General features: G+C 67.0%; 15 protein-coding genes. 11 read left to right on the plus strand and 4 right to left on the minus strand.

Translation table 11 applies throughout. The annotated features are described in order from the left end of the window. Nucleotides 1-29 precede the first annotated feature (29 nt). Entirely contained in the window at nucleotides 30-1,151 is a 1,122-nt protein-coding gene (locus ASE66_RS04385; protein WP_057188310.1) for an NAD(P)/FAD-dependent oxidoreductase, read from the plus strand. A gap of 10 nt (nucleotides 1,152-1,161) precedes the next feature. After that, complete coding sequence (locus ASE66_RS04390; RefSeq protein WP_057188311.1) at nucleotides 1,162-2,214, plus strand: NAD/NADP-dependent octopine/nopaline dehydrogenase family protein; 1,053 nt, start codon at nucleotides 1,162-1,164, stop codon at nucleotides 2,212-2,214. Nucleotides 2,215-2,300: 86 nt separating this feature from the next. Here ASE66_RS04390 and ASE66_RS04395 read toward each other — a convergent pair whose 3' ends face one another. The 4 genes from ASE66_RS04395 to ASE66_RS04410 are packed head-to-tail and all read right to left on the minus strand — an operon-like array spanning nucleotide 2,301 to nucleotide 6,458. Continuing rightward, nucleotides 2,301-3,053, minus strand: coding sequence for an SDR family NAD(P)-dependent oxidoreductase (locus ASE66_RS04395; protein ID WP_057188312.1), 753 nt, complete (start codon nucleotides 3,051-3,053; stop codon nucleotides 2,301-2,303). Further along, on the minus strand, nucleotides 3,053-4,339 hold the full coding sequence (locus ASE66_RS04400) for an ABC transporter substrate-binding protein (protein ID WP_057188313.1): 1,287 nt from the start codon (nucleotides 4,337-4,339) through the stop codon (nucleotides 3,053-3,055). Before ASE66_RS04400 ends, ASE66_RS04395 begins: the two co-directional genes overlap by 1 nt. A gap of 54 nt (nucleotides 4,340-4,393) precedes the next feature. Then, nucleotides 4,394-5,695, minus strand: coding sequence for an ABC transporter substrate-binding protein (locus ASE66_RS04405; RefSeq protein ID WP_082613188.1), 1,302 nt, complete (start codon nucleotides 5,693-5,695; stop codon nucleotides 4,394-4,396). Next, on the minus strand, nucleotides 5,667-6,458 hold the full coding sequence (locus tag ASE66_RS04410) for a FadR/GntR family transcriptional regulator (RefSeq protein WP_057188314.1): 792 nt from the start codon (nucleotides 6,456-6,458) through the stop codon (nucleotides 5,667-5,669). Before ASE66_RS04410 ends, ASE66_RS04405 begins: the two co-directional genes overlap by 29 nt. Before the next feature lie 96 nt (nucleotides 6,459-6,554). Here ASE66_RS04410 and ASE66_RS04415 point away from each other — a divergent pair, with 96 nt between their 5' ends. From ASE66_RS04415 to ASE66_RS04455, 9 genes are all read left to right on the plus strand, one after another. Next, entirely contained in the window at nucleotides 6,555-7,679 is a 1,125-nt protein-coding gene (locus ASE66_RS04415) for a mandelate racemase/muconate lactonizing enzyme family protein (protein ID WP_057188315.1), read from the plus strand. Next, nucleotides 7,679-8,554: a carbohydrate ABC transporter permease gene (locus ASE66_RS04420; RefSeq protein WP_057188316.1), complete on the plus strand. Its 876-nt coding sequence runs from the start codon at nucleotides 7,679-7,681 to the stop codon at nucleotides 8,552-8,554. The genes ASE66_RS04415 and ASE66_RS04420 overlap by 1 nt, the downstream gene beginning before the upstream one ends. Continuing rightward, entirely contained in the window at nucleotides 8,547-9,389 is an 843-nt protein-coding gene (locus tag ASE66_RS04425; protein WP_057188317.1) for a carbohydrate ABC transporter permease, read from the plus strand. Before ASE66_RS04420 ends, ASE66_RS04425 begins: the two co-directional genes overlap by 8 nt. Before the next feature lie 5 nt (nucleotides 9,390-9,394). After that, entirely contained in the window at nucleotides 9,395-10,279 is an 885-nt protein-coding gene (locus ASE66_RS04430) for a DUF6772 family protein (RefSeq protein WP_244494792.1), read from the plus strand. After that, nucleotides 10,279-10,614: a hypothetical protein gene (locus ASE66_RS04435; RefSeq protein WP_057188318.1), complete on the plus strand. Its 336-nt coding sequence runs from the start codon at nucleotides 10,279-10,281 to the stop codon at nucleotides 10,612-10,614. Before ASE66_RS04430 ends, ASE66_RS04435 begins: the two co-directional genes overlap by 1 nt. Before the next feature lie 133 nt (nucleotides 10,615-10,747). Then, a complete protein-coding gene (locus ASE66_RS04440) occupies nucleotides 10,748-11,341 on the plus strand; it encodes a TetR/AcrR family transcriptional regulator (protein WP_057188319.1) in 594 nt (197 codons plus the stop codon). Nucleotides 11,342-11,538: 197 nt separating this feature from the next. Then, the gene (locus ASE66_RS32440) at nucleotides 11,539-12,465 is read left to right on the plus strand and encodes a hypothetical protein (RefSeq protein ID WP_057188320.1); all 927 of its coding nucleotides are present in this window, start codon (nucleotides 11,539-11,541) and stop codon (nucleotides 12,463-12,465) included. Next, nucleotides 12,459-13,802 (plus strand): MFS transporter, encoded by a 1,344-nt coding sequence (locus ASE66_RS04450; protein WP_057188321.1) that lies wholly within the window; start codon nucleotides 12,459-12,461, stop codon nucleotides 13,800-13,802. The genes ASE66_RS32440 and ASE66_RS04450 overlap by 7 nt, the downstream gene beginning before the upstream one ends. A gap of 287 nt (nucleotides 13,803-14,089) precedes the next feature. Then, the gene (locus ASE66_RS04455; protein ID WP_057188322.1) at nucleotides 14,090-14,644 is read left to right on the plus strand and encodes an invasion associated locus B family protein; all 555 of its coding nucleotides are present in this window, start codon (nucleotides 14,090-14,092) and stop codon (nucleotides 14,642-14,644) included. Nucleotides 14,645-14,646: the final 2 nt, after the last annotated feature.

A 14,646-nucleotide genomic window follows, 5' to 3' on the forward strand; every position in this document is an offset into this window, starting at 1 on the left:
GCCAATCCTGACCTTTCGAGGATTGGACAATGAAAGCGATCGTTGTGGGAGCCGGCGTCGTCGGCTCATCGGTGGCCTATCGCCTGGCGCAGGCCGGGGCCGACGTCACCATCATAGAGGAGCGGCGGCCAGGCGGCGGCACCTCCAGCGTCACCTATGCCTGGGTCAACGCTTGCGAGAAGCTGACCTCGGAGGCCTATTTCCGGCTGAACTTTGCCGGCCGCCAGGCGCATGAGGACATTCTCGCCGAGTTTCCGGGCGCGGACTGGTATCACCGCCCCGGCGTGCTGCAATGGCAGGATGCCGAAGCGGAAGCCGGCGGCCGCGACGGCACCGATCCGCTCGCCAAGCTGCAGCAGCTGATCGCATGGGGCTATCCGGCCGAGGTCCTCAGCCTCGATGAGGTCCGCAAGCTCGAACCGGAGATCAATCCCGATGCGATCGGGAACGCCCCGGTCATCCACTACCCCCGGGATGGCTGGCTCGACCCCGTGCCCTATTCCGGCGCCCTGGTGGCCGCCGCCCAGGAGCGTCACGATGCAACGCTCATCGAAGGCCATGTCGATCGTCTGGTTCTGACCGGCGAGCGGTGCACAGGCGTCGTGCTCGGCGATGGCCGGACCATCGAAGCCGATGTGGTGGTGAATTGCGCCGGCCGCTGGCTCAACGACATCGTCCAGACGCCCGAGCATCGCGTCCCGCTGGCGCCGACGCTCGGCATCGTCGCGTATACGCCGCCCGCCGGCACGCCGCTGAGAAGCGCGCTGCGCACGCCCCTGGTCAATATGCGCCCCGACGGCGGCGGGCGCTTCCTGCTGCGCTCGAACGAGCTCGATCGCCTGCTGGCGACCGAGGAAGGCGCCGTGCCAGCCCACCCGCAGGCGCAGGAATTGATGCGCCGTGCCATCAGGACCGTGCCGGCGCTGAAGAGCGTTGCCGTCGAGGCGGTCCGGATCGCAACGCGGCCGATTCCGCAAGACTCCTATTCGGCCGTCGGCCCGGTGCCCGGCCTGTCCAACTACTATGCGGTGGTCACCCATAGCGGCGTGACGCTCGGTGCCTTCCTGGGCGAGCTCGTCGCCGATGAACTCGTCCACGGGCACCAGCGGGACGAGCTCGCCGAGTTCCGCCCGAACCGCTTCTTCAACTGAGGACCGTCCGATGCGTGTCGCCATCCTGGGAGCGGGCGCAGCCGCTTTCGCCGCCGCAGCCTTTCTCGCCGAGCGCGGGCATGACGCCGTCCTCTGGTCGCCCTCGGGCCAGAGCACGGAAGCGCTCGCCGCGGGCCAACCGCTGATCAGCGAGGGAAAGATCGCAGGGGAGTTCCGAGCTGGCGTAGCACCAAGTTGCCAGGCCGCCCTCGATGGCGCCGATGCCGTGCTGATCGCCCTGCCGGCGAACGGGCACAAGCGCGTCATGGACGAGATGGCGCCGCTGCTGTCGCCGGGGCAGCCGGTCATCATCTCCTCGCACGCCTCGCTGGGCGCCTTCTATCTGTCGCGGCTGCTCGCCGCGCACGGCATCGAGGTGCCGATCATCGCGCTCAGCACCACGATCCTGCGCTCACGCCGCACCGGGCCGAATACGGTCAAGATCGCGACCATCCGCAGCAAGGTCGACATCGCCACCTTGCCGCGGCGGCTCGCCGAGGAAGGACTCGACCTTTGCCGCAAGCTATTCGGCGACCGCTTCCGCGCCGTCGACGGCCTGCTCGCGGTGTCGCTGAGCAACGTCAACCCGCAAAGCCACATGGCGCTGGCGCTGGCCAACTTCACCCGGATGGAGAAGGGCGAGGCCTGGGGCCAGAGCGAGAACCTGACGATGGCGGTCGGCCGTTTGCTCGAAGCCATCGATGCCGAGCGGCTCGCCTTGGCCGCTGCGTTCGGCCTGAAGGTCCGGACGATGCGCGAGCATTACTCGCTGACCTATGGCGTGCCTGACGCCCCGCTGGGCGAGACCTCCCGGATGCTGGCGACGACGCAGCCGACGACGCTCGGGCCGGCCACCGTCGACACCCGCTACACGCTGGAAGACGTCCCGTTCGGACTTCTGCCGCTCGCGGAGCTCGGACGCCTGGCCGGCGTGCCGATGCCGCTGCACCAGGCGGGCCTTGCCATCTTTTCCGCCCTCTATGGACGGGATCTCGCGCAGGACAACGATATTCTGCCCGAGCTCATGAGGAACGGCCTGTCGCGCGAGCAATTGCTGGCCTGAGCCCGGTGACGATGGGGGCGGCGGTCGATCATCCTCGGAGGAAGGTTAAGAGCGTCGCAGACCGTCCACTGTTGCAGCTCCCGCTGTCAAAGCCTCATGCCGCCATCGACCGCGATCTCCGCGCCGTTGATGTAGGCGCCTTCGGGGGAGCAGAGCAGCAGAGCCAGGCCCGCGCAGTCCTCGGCCCGGCCGAGCCTGCCGAGCGGAATGCGTGCCAGCACCTGCTCCTCCCGGCCGGGCTGAGCCAGAACGGTGCGATTGCGATCGGTCAGGATCGCGCCGGGCTGGATGATGTTGCAGGTGACGTCTGGCGCACGCAGGGTGCGCGCCAGATTGACGATCATGTTGGTCTGCGCAGCCTTGGTGGCGGCGTAATAGAAATGCGTCGGATTGGGGCGCGCCTCCTGCACGCTGCCGATCGCGATGACCCGGCCAAAGCCGCGCGCCATCATGCCCGGCAGGAAGGCCTGCAGCAGCCGCACCGTGGCGTGGAGATTGATCTGCGTCTGGGCGGCCATCGCAGCTTCGGAGACCGCATCCCAGGTCTCGAGGGTTTCGACCGAAGCGCAGAGCACGAGAATGTCGGGTTCGGTCCCGTTCGCCTTCAGCTCCGCTGCCATGGCGGCCGGGGCCGCAACCTCGGCGAGATCGGCGATCAGGGGCGATGCCACTAGGTTCGATGTTCGCAGATCCAGAGCCGCCGCAGTCGCGGCCGCTGCATCCCGATCATGAATGACCGCATGCGCGCCGGCCTCGGCGAGCCTTGTGGCGATCGCGAGTCCGATCCCGCGTGCCGCGCCGGTGACGAGCGCGGTCCGTCCAGCCAGAACGCCCGCCATCAGAGCAGCGGCTTCACGCGGGCGACGGCATCGTCCATCGCCTGCTGCGGCGGCTTGCGGCCGAGCACGGCGGCCTGCGTTTCCTCGATGAAGATGTCATGGGCGCGGGCCTGCTCGTCGAAAGCGGGCAGATGGATGCGCGAGGCTTTCAGCGCCGCAGCCTCGTCGGCGGCATAAGGCATCGCCGCCTTCAACTTGTCGTCGGCATAGGTCGAGATGCGGGTCGGCCCGTTGCCGTTGAGCGCCATCGCCGTCGTGCCTGCCTTCGAGGAGAGCGCGCGGATCAGCTCCCAGCTGAGCGGCTTTTGCTTGGCGTTCTTCGGGATCATCAGCGACCAGAACTCGACCGTCGGCGCGAACGCCATCTTGCCGGCGAGATCGGCCGCCATCGGCGGCAGCAGCGACTTGAAGCGCCCGCCATATTTGCCCTTGGCCGGATCGTTGTAGGAGACCAGCCGGGCGAAGGGATTGATCGTCATCGCCGCCCGGCCCTGCTGCATCCAGGTGGTGATCTCCTCATTGTTCACCGTGGCGAAGTTCCGCGGCAGCACGCCGGTCTTGTAGAGATCGGCGAGGATCGTCAGCGCCTTGACCATCGCCGGTTCGTTGGCGGTGAGCTTGCCATCGGCCGTCATGTAGTCGCCGCCGAGACAGCGGGAGAAGGTGAGGAAGTTCGAGGCGAAGACTGCGGTGAAGGCGAGGCCGTGGACCTGCGTGCCGTCCTCGCGCTTGAAGGTGAGCTTGCGCGCGGCCTCGATCAGATCCTCGAAGGTCGCCGGCGGTTTGCTGATACCGCGCTCTTCCAGAAGCGCCTCGTTGTAGATCAGCGCATTGGTGGCGTGGCGGACAGGGATGCCGTGCAGCGCGCCATCGACCTTGAGCGGTGCGATCAGCCCCGGTGCGAAATCGTCGAAGGCCTCGATCGGCGCCTCCTTCAGAGCTGCGTCGAGCGGCTCGAACAGCCTGAGATTGCGCGGCACGGCGCGACCGTTGACGAGATAGGCGACGTCGATCGAGGTCTCGGCCAGCGATGCCTCGCGCAAGAGCCGCTCATGCACGGCGTTGACGTCGCCAAAGGTGACCCAGTTCAGGTTCGCCCCGCTCGCCTTGCGGAAAGCCTCGGTCGCATCGCCGCCCGGTCCGGTCGTGGCTGCGGTCTGGTGGACGCGATGGCCGAGCGCGGTCAGCGCCTTCGCCTGCGCGAAGGCACCCTTCGGTAGAACTGCCGACACGGCGGTCGCGCCGGCGAGAGCGCCGAACCGGCGGCGCGAGATCGATTGTGACATGGACTTCCTCCACAAGCTTGTCGGGCGCTGTCGTGGCGCCTTGTCGTGTGGGCCTCAGGCCGGCAGCAGCGGCTGCACGCGCTTGACCAGCGAGGCCATCGCCTCCTCCGGCGTCTTCATGCCGAGCACGGCGGCCTCCGCCTCTTCCTTGAAGAGGTCGCCGGCGCGGGCCGCCTCGTCGAAGGCCGGCAGCGGCACGCGTGCCACCTTCAGCACCTTCAGCTCCTCGGCTGCATAAGGCACGGTTCCGGCGAAGCTCTGGTCGGCATAGGTCGAAGCGCGCACCGGCCCATTGCCGTTGAGCGCCGCCTTCAGCGTCGCCTCCTTCGAGGCCATCGCCTTGATGAAGTTCCAGGCGAGGTCCTTGCGCTTGGCATTCTTCGGGATGACCATGCCCCAGAACTCGACCTTGGCCGGAGCGGCATCGTACTTGCCCGCCAGCGTCTTCGAGGCCGGTACGGCGATCGTCTTGATCTTGCCGGAGAATTTCGACTTCTGCGGATCGTTGTAGATGCGGTTGCGGCCCATGCTCTGCAGGCTCATCGCCGCCCGGCCCTGCTGCATCCAGACATTGACGTCCTCGGGCGAGAGCGTCGCGAAATTGCGCGGGAAGGCATTGGCCTGGAAGAGCTCTCGCAAGGTCCTGATCGCGTTCAGCATCGGCGGCTGGTCGGCGGCGCATTTGAAGTCGGGCGTGATGAACTCGCCATCCCAGGCGCGGGCGAGGTCGATCACGTTGGGATAGGTCACGCCCGGCATGCACAGCCCGACGACCTGCGTGCCGTCGGAGCGGCGATAGCTGCAGGCCTTGGCGATCTCGATCATCTCCTCGATCGTCGCCGGCGGCTTGGAGAAGCCCTTCTCGGCCAGGATCTCCTCATTGTAGTGCAGGCCGGACGAGGCATGCCGGAACGGCACGGCGAGCTGCTTGCCGCCGACAGTCATGCCCTGCATCAACCCCGGGAAGATGTCGGCGGGGTCCTCGAGCGGATCGCGCTTGAGATAGTCGTCGAGCGCCTCGAACAGGTTTGCGGCGCGCGGCACGACCTGTGTGTTGAGGACGAAGCCGACATCGACCGAGCTCTCTCCGAGGCTCGCCTCGCGAAACAGCCGCTCCTGCAACGGGCCGGTGTCGAAGGTCGTCCACTGGACGGTTACGCCATTCTTCGCGGCCCAGTCCCTGGTGATGTCGCCGCCCTGCGCGCCGGTCGAGACCGTCTGCATGACCCGATGGGCGAAGACGTTGAACGGCCCGCTCTGCTGAGCACGGGCAGTACCGGCGCCCAGCGTCGCGAAGCTCAGCCCGAGAATGCCGGCGCCGAACTGCCTACGGTTCAGTCCTGTCTCCGTGGTCATGCCTGTCCTCCCGATGGTTCGCGAGCTCCGCGATGGCGGCTTCTGCCGCTTCGAAATGCTTGTTCATGGCGGCGAAAGCCGCGGCCGGATCGCCGACTCGGATCGCCTCGACGACGCGCACATGCCGTTCGAAGGTGCGGCGCCAGTCGTCTTTGGTGCGCTTCTCGCGCGAATTGAAGATCTCCATGACCTCGCGGATCACCGGCCGCAGGCCCCTGATCTGGAAGTCGAGCAGGCGGTTGCCTGAGGATGCCGCGATAGCCTCGTGAAAATCGAGATCGGCCTCGATCCAGCGCGGCACATGCCCGAGCGCATCCTCCATGCGGGCGAGGATCAGGTCGAGCTTCTCGACATCTTCAGGCGAACGGCGCGCAGCACTGTGGGCCGCGATCGGCGGCTCGAGGATGCGACGCAGTTCCACCGCCTCGGTCAGGCCGCTCGGGCGGCCACGCACGGCGAAGCGATAGAAGCGATCGAGCGGAGCGGCATCGAGCGCCTGAATGCGGGTCGGCTTGCCCTGCTGGATATGCACGACGCCCATCGCCGCGAGCTGGCGGATGGCCTCACGGGCGATCGGCTTGCTGACGCCGAAGGAGGCGGCGATCCGCGCTTCCGATGGCAAGGTGTCGCCCGGCTTCAGGCGGCCGTCCTGGATCGCCTGGGTGATGCGCTGGATCACGGCATCGCCCAGCCGCATGGGCACGACGTCGCCACCGGCGAATGGGTCGTCGCCGCCCAGCAGGGATGAAGCGGCATCGCTCATCGATCACCTCCGTTCGATGATCATTGACAGATGCCGCTGAGCTTGGCAACTGTTCAACCTATCAGATAAGTTAAGCACTCAAGAGGACGCCGCCGCATGCCGGCCAGCCGCATCTCAAAGGTCATCGCACATCCCTTGCGGGCGACGCTGCCCAAGGTCCAGCGCACGTCGCAGGGCGATTATCCGGCGATCGAGATCGTCGTGGTCGAGGTCGAGACCGAAGATGGCACCGTCGGCTTCGGCGAAGGCCTCTGCCGCCGCGGCGCGGCCGGCTATGCCCGCTTCATCGAGGAGGCGCTGGTGCCGCGCCTGCTCGGGCGCGATGCAGCCGACCGGCGCGCGCTCTGGAAGGTGATGCGGGCTGCCCTGTCCGGACGCCCGGGCGGCCAGATCATCGAGGCGATCGCGGCGGTCGACATCGCGCTCTGGGATATCGCGGGAAAACAGGCCGGCCAGCCGATCCACAAACTGCTCGGCGGCATGGGGCGCAAGGAGGTCGCGGCCTATGCCTCCTCGATCAACTGGCTCGACGATGCCACCGTCGAGGCCGAGGTCGCCGCCGTGCTCAAGGCCGGTTTCCGCGAGATCAAGGTCAAGCTCGGCCATCCGCTGAAGGATGCCATCGCCCGCGCGAAATTCGTCCGCAAGCTCGCGGGCGACGACATCGCGCTCTATGTCGACGCGAACTGGGCCTATGACGTCGATGATGCATTGATCGTCGGGCGGGCGCTGGCCGATCTCGGTTATGGCTTCTTCGAGGAGCCGATCGCGCCGCAGGATCGCGAAGGCTATCGCCGCCTCGCCCAGCATCTGCCGGTCAGGCTCGCGGCCGGCGAGAGCGATTTCGTCGCCTCGGACGCGCTGATCTCGCTGCAGGACCGCTCGCTCGGGCTGATCCAGCCGGATGTGACGCGCTCAGGCGGCATCAGCGAGACCTGGCGCATCTGCGAGCTCGCCGCCGCCTTCAACACCGCTTACGCCCCGCATGTCGGCTGGTCGGGCGCGATCTGCGTCGCCGCCAGCCTGCAGCTCGCCGCGGCGGCCGAAACCTTCCGCACCTTCGAGTGCATGGTCTACCAGAACCCGCTGCGCGACGCCTTCACCCAGCCGATCGTCGGCGAGGGATCGCAACTGATAGACGGCAAGCTCGCCGTACCGCAGGGGCCGGGACTCGGCATCGAGATCGACCGCGATGCGCTGGCGCGCTTCAGGATCGCCTGATGAGCGCCCGCACACCACTCTCCGCCATAGCGCTGGTCTCGCCGGTCCAATTGATGATCGGCGGCATCATCTTCCTGCCGGCGATCTATGTCTTCTGGCTCAGCCTCAACCAGTCCTCCTTCGGCCAGGCGGCGAGCTTCGTCGGCTTCGCCAATTACGCGAAGGTGCTGGGCGATGCCTATTTCTGGAAGGCGCTCCTCAACACGGTGATCGTCGTCGCCGTCGTGGTGCATGTCGAATTGCTCGTCGGCCTCGGCATGGCGCTGTTCTTCGCCTCCGGCGTGCCGTTTCGGGCGCTGCTGCTTGCGATCGTGCTCGCGCCTTATGCCGTCAGCGAAGTCTCGGCGGTGGTGATGTGGCGCTTCCTGTTCGAGCCGGATGTCGGGATGATGAGCCGGCTTCTGATGTCCCTCGACCTGCCGCCGATCGAATGGGCAGTGAACCCGAGCCACGGGCTCGCCATGGTCAGCCTGCTCTCGATCTGGCTGCATCTGCCGTTCAGCTTCATCATCCTCTACGCAGCCCGGCTCTCGATACCCAGCGATCTCTATGAGGCCGCCGCGATCGACGGCGCCTCGCCCTGGACTTCGTTTCGCCGGATCACGCTGCCGCTCTTGATGCCGGCGCTGCTGATCGCGGCCCTGTTCCGCTACATCTTCGCCTTCCGCCTGTTCTCCGAGGTCTGGCTGATGACCGGCGGCGGCCCGGCACGCTCGACCGAGGTGATGGCGGTCTATCTCTATCTCGAGGCCTTCCGTTACAACGCCTTCGGCCCGGCCGCCGCCACCGGCTGGCTGCTGGTGCTCGCCTCGCTCCTGCTCGCGCTGTTCTACCTGCGTGGGCTCTACAGGGAGATGTTCGGCAAGCATGCCTAAGCTCTCCTTGCCCAAGCTCCTGCGTTGTCTCCTCAAGCTCGTCGGCGTCGCCGCGATCGTCGCCTGGTCGCTCGTCCCGATCGGCTTGATCGCGATGTCGTCCTTCAAGGCCGACCGCGACATCTTCTCGACCGGCAGCACGTTCTCCTTTGCTCCGACCCTGGCGAACTACCAGGCGCTCTGGAGCCGCTGGGGCGATTTCTTCTTCGGCCTGTGGAACAGCTTCCTCGTCACGGTCGGTGCGACCGTTCTCGCCGTCGGCGTGTCCTTGCTCGCCGGCTTCGCCTATTCGCGCTTCGCCTCTCGCGGCCTGCAGGCCTCGGCCTTCTTCCTGATCTTCATCCGGCTGATCCCGCCGATCGTGATCACGCTGCCGCTCTTTCCGGTGGTGAACTGGCTCGGCCTCAACGACACGCATTTCGTGCTGATCGTGCTCTACGCCACCTTCTTCGTTTCGCTGGGGACGGTGGTGATGCGCACCTTCATCGATCAGATCCCGCGCGAGCTGGATGAGGCCGCGATGATGGACGGCGCCTCGCAGTTCCAGATCATCATGCGCGTGATCCTGCCGATGGCGGCGCAGGGCATGCTCGCGGTCTCGGTCTTCGTCATCGTCTACGCCTGGAACGAGTTCCTCTTCGCCTTCATCTTCACCACGACCAAGGCGAAGACCGCGCCGCTGGTGATCTCCGAGATGATCGGCGCCGTCGAAGGCGTCGAATGGGGCGTGCTCTTCGCCGCCTCGACCGTGCAGCTCGTGCCGGTGCTCGCCTTCGTCATCCTCATGCAAAAGCATCTCGTGGCGGGCCTGACCGCCGGCGCGGTGAAGGGGTAATCGCCATGACCGACATCGACGCCCTGCGCCGCGCCATCCGCGAGGCCGACCCGCAGCTCAGCCGTTTCGACCCCCTGCCCCGCATCATCTGCCTCGACGATTTCGACCGCGGCATGTGCGGTTGGACCCAGCTCGTTGGCAATTACGAGGACAGTCTCGACGCCATGCTGCCGGGCTATGCTCAGCACAGCCACGCCATGCTCTCGACCCTGCCGAACTGGGATTTCGGCTCTCATGGCGGCGTCGACGGCTCCTATGCGCTGAAGATCGCGACGCGGCCGAAGAAGGGCGCGCAGAACGTCGCGATCAAGCGCTTGACCTTCCGCAAGCCGGGTCCGATCCGGCTCGAGGCCTATTTCACCTTCAAGCCCGAGGCGACCGATCTGCAGCTCTCGGAGACCGATATCCGCTCCTTCGGCTTCCTCTACGATCTCCAGATCGGCGACAGCTCAGGACCGGGCGATCGCGTCATGCCGCATTTGCGCTTCCTCAATGCCCAGGACGGCGAGCACCTGCAGAAATGGCAGTTCAAGCGCAAGACGACGCCGATCAAGCCGATCGGCCATGCCGGCAAGACGATCACGCATTATCACCTCGCGCCCGACGACTGGGAGGACCTGCCCGGCGGTGAGCAGCGCCTCTGCTACAACGAGATCCCGACCAAGGTGAACTGGCATTATCTGCGCTTCGATTTCGACCTCGCCTCGATGCAGGCGACGCGCTTTCAGGTCAACGACCGGGTGTTCGCCATGGAGGGCTTCGAGAGCATCCGAATCCCCGCGATGAAGAACCTCTGGTGCATGCTCAACCTCGCCTTCTTCGCCGAAACCGACACCGACAAGCGCGCCTTCGCCTATCTCGATTCCGTCTGCCTGTCGGGAGAGTTCTGATGCTGCCCGAGAACCTGACCGCCGTCGTCGCCCGCAACGAGAGCTGGACCGGAACGAGCGCGACCGAGCCCTACGAGGCCGGCTGGGCCAAGGAAGCGATCGTTTTCGTGCGCGCGCTGAAGGCGCCGAAGGGACCCTTGCCGAAAGCCAGAGTCGAAATTTCCGCCGACGGCATGCACTGGTGCGCCGAGGGCTCGGAGTTTCCGCTGCCGGCAGAGAAAGACGCCGTCACGTTCCAGCGCATCAGCCATTTCGGCAATTTCCTGCGCGTCGCCGCATCGCTGCCGAACGATTCAGAGATCACGGTGCTCGTGACGTTTCATCTGAAGGCTTGAAGAAGGGCCGGCGCCTGGCCGGCAAACGCCTGATTGCGGCTGGCCGGGAAATCGAGGCAAGAAGGGGAGCCGAATCGTCGGAGCGTGTTCGCCCGCCGTGCTGACGACAAGGCGGGCAACCGGACGGACGTAAATGGTGACACGGGCCGAGCTCACCTCACGACTGGAACGGGCGTTCCTCGACCATGGCTACGAGCAGCTGACCATGACCGGCCTCGCCAAGGCCGTCGATGTCACCCGGCGCACGCTCTACAACTACTTCAGCAGCAAGGAAGCAGCGTTTCGCTTTCTGATCGAGAACGTGAACGCGCAGGCGGTCGAGATCGGCATGGCCGCGGGGCGGGCCGCTTTGGCCGCCGGGCGTGATCCGACCGAGATCCTGGCGACCATACTCGATACGCGCTACGGCAATACGCGCCGGCGCCTGGCGACCTCGCCCCATGCCATTGAGCTCAACGACCAGGCCTTCCGGCGCTGCCGCGACATCATGATCGCATCCGCGGTCGGCTTTCAGTCCAAGCTCGCCGGCTTCATCGCCGAGCTGGAGTCGGACCGTGTCCTGCGGGTCAAGGCGGATCTCGGCCCCGCTGCCCTGGCGCAACTGCTCGCCGATGGCGCACGCGGCACCAATCAGAGCCTGCCTCCGGTCGATCCGGCCAAGCTTCACCTGCGCTATCGCAGCATGGTCGGCGCTCTGCTTCATGGTGCGACGGAGCGCCCGATCTGACGGGTTGGGCCGACCGGCGACCCGTTGCGGCAAAGACACGCTTGCGCGTGAAACGGCCGTCACCCCACCGTTTGTGAACGGCTGTTCAAAACCAGCGGGGCGGCAAGGCATTCCGAGCCGTCCGCCCGGCTGTACCGCGATGCGCCGGGCGAACGATAATCACCGGGCGCGTGTGAACGCTGCTGGCGGGGGGCCGGATGCAGAGGCTGGAAGCGGAGATCGAGCGGCTGCTCGCCCATCCGCATTTCGATCACGCCGCGCATCGCTTGGCTCAAGGTTTCCTGGCGGTGCAGGCGGTCGCGCCCCGGCTCGCCTCGCAATTCTCGACGCAGCAACGCTGGCTGATGTCGCACGCGGCGCTGTCTCTCTATTTCCGCGCGCTCGCCGTCGGTCGGCCGGGATTGTCCCGGCGGGAGTTCGTCGAAGAGGTGCTCGCGCATGGGCTGGCGAGCCGCAACACGGCTGCCGCCTTCTTTGCAGAGACGCTGCAATACGGCCTGACCCAGCCGACGACGGTGCATGCCGGTCTGGTGCGGCCCGCTCCGGCCACGCTGCAGGCGCTGATGCAATGGTATGCCATCCATCTGGCCGCACGCGATTCACTCGATGGCGGCGCCAGCGCGGCGCGCCTGCAGGACACCGGCGAGTCCATCCTGCTCCGGCTGGAACCAGCCACGGCGGACGCGCTCTTGTCCTGCGAGACGATCCGCGTCCCGCCGCCGAGCTATGCGGTGTTCGCCTCGGTGGATGAGGGCGGCAGCCTGATGGACCACCTGATCGCCGGCATCGACCTCTCCACGGCACGCGAAGCGGAGAGAACGCTGACGAACGTCACTTCGATCTCGGCGCTGGCCCGTCCGCTCAATCTCTCCCGGACGCATGCCGGCCGGACGCTGGCAGAGGCCGAGGCGATGGGCGGCATCGGCTGGAGCGGGGCGCGTGGACGTTCGCCGATCTGGCTGTCGCGCCGCTTCCGCGACGAATACGCACGTTTCCAGGCCGCGAAGCTCGCCATCATCGGCGCTGCTTTCGCGCAAGCCATGGTCGCCATCGAGCCGGATGGTCCCGGCAAGACCACCGCCATTCGAGCCGTTCGCGAGATTGCGGAGAGCCCGGCGTGCTGAGCAGGACGGAACCTGCCAGCGCTCCGGTCAGCACGATCGCCGAGCGCCTCGATGCCTTGCCGCTCTGCCGCCTGCGGCTCGCGCTGTTTTGCGTCCTGACGCTGGCGCTCTTTGCCGATATCGCCGAGGTCGCGCTCGGCAACGCGCTCGGGGCGGTGTTCCAGGCGCCGCCGCGCACCATGACGCAGACCGAGCTGTCGCTGTTCCTCGCGGCGATCTTCGCCGGCGGCGCCGTCGGGGCTCCGATCTTCGGCATGCTCGGCGACCGGCTCGGTCGTCGCCTCGCGCTGCAGGCGGCGCTGGCCGTGATCGCTTTCGGCTCGCTCGGCGCTGCGGCGAGCCATGATCCTGTCGCCCTGATCGGCTTCCGCTTCCTGTCGGGTCTCGGCATAGGGGCCTGCCCGCCGCTGATCGCGGCCTATATGGCCGATGTCATGCCGCCGCGCTGGCGCGGGACGCTGTCCTGCCTCTGCGCCGGCCTCGCCTTCCTGGGGGCGCCGGCGATCATCTTCCTGATGCGCGCCACCTCGCCTACAGCTTGGGGCCTTGAAGGCTGGCGTTGGGCGCTCGGATCCGGAGCGCTCCTCGCCATCGTCGCCGCGGCCCTGCTCGGCCTTCTGCCTGAATCGCCACGCTGGCTCGCTGCCGCCGGCCGTCTTGCCGAAGCCGAAACGGCCTTGCGACGCATCGGTGGGCAAGGCCACCACCCGGCCGAGCCCCTTGCGCCTACGTTTGACAGGGCCGGGCAGGCAGCGCCGGCATCGCTCGATATGGGGCGCCGGCTGCTCCTGCTCTGCTGTCTCTATGCGCTCGCTCCCTGGGCGACGATCGGCTTTCCGCTGATGAGCGGCGCCGTGATGGTGGCGAAGCAGTTCAGCATCGGAGATTCCGTAGTGGCGGCCGGCCTGATCATGTTCGGCCCGGCGCTCGGCAACCTGCTCGTCGCGCCGGTGATCGACAGGATCGGCCGCAAGGCCAGCCTGGTCTGCGCCGCAGGGGCCATGGCCGCCCTCGGCCTGACCTTCGCGGCCGCCACCGCTTTCCTGCCCCTGGTCTGCATCGGCATCGCCTTCGCATTGGCCAGCGCCGTCTATGCCAGCGTCCTCGCCATCTACGCCGCCGAGATCATCCCGACGGAGCTGCGGGCGTCGCGGACAGCCATGGCGTGGGGGCTGGGCCGCTTCGTCTCGATCTTCGTGCCGTTGGTCTTCTTCGCGCTCATCCAGCAGGTCGGGGTCTGGAGCATGTTCGGACTGATCGCCGCCGCCTTGAGTCTCAGCGCGCTCCTGGTCGCTATCGCCGGACCGCAGGGTCGATCGCGGCAGGCGGTCGCCTGAGCGGGCGAATGTCGGCTGCGATGCGGCGCGGACGTGAACGGCTGTTCGCATCCGGCCTGAAGGGCCTTGATCAAAAGGGTTAATCCAGCAGGATCAATGTGACCATTTTTGACTCTCATATTGCGCAGTTACGAGCAATTTGAGAAATTTCAGCATTCCAAGCGCGGCGATCTCTCGCCGGGCGGTGGATTGTCGTAGGTGCGAGACGCCGGCGACGTGATTGGACTGGGGGCGTAACGGCAGTGCGAACGATACTCGGCCCAGTAGTCCTGGGCGCAGCTCTTGCCATGGGCGCGGCGTCCGCCGCCGCGCAGCCGGCGGCCCCGAAGCCCGCCAACCCATCCGCCCCGGCGGCCACGCCTGCCATCCAGCCGGTCTCGACCGAGCCCAGCAGCACCACCGCGAGCTTCGCCGACTGGGTGCTGCGTTGCCAGCGTGTTTCCGAAAACGCGAAAGCGGGCCGCGTCTGCGAGGTCGCGCAGATCCTGCAGAGCCAGGGTCAGCAGGCGCCGATCGCCCAGATCGCCATCGGGCGCGCTACCGCGGGCGAACCGCTGCGCGTCACCGCCGTGATGCCGGTCAGCGTCACCTTCCCCAGCGTCGTGCAGATCACCATCGGCGAGAAGGATGCAAAGCCGCTCGAGCTCGGCTGGCGGCGCTGCATTCCGAGCGGCTGCTTCGCCGACGCGCCGCTCGGCGACGATCTCGTCAAGCAGTGGCGCAAGGCGGCCGAAGCCGGCCGGATCGTCTTCAGGGACGCCGCAGGGCGCGACCTCGCCTTGCCATTGTCCGTCCGTGGCCTTGACCAGGCCATCGAAGCGCTCGCCAAGGAACGGCTCTGACC

It is taken from the genome of Allobosea sp. Root483D1, assembly GCF_001429505.1.
In the GTDB taxonomy this organism is placed as follows: domain Bacteria; phylum Pseudomonadota; class Alphaproteobacteria; order Rhizobiales; family Beijerinckiaceae; genus Allobosea.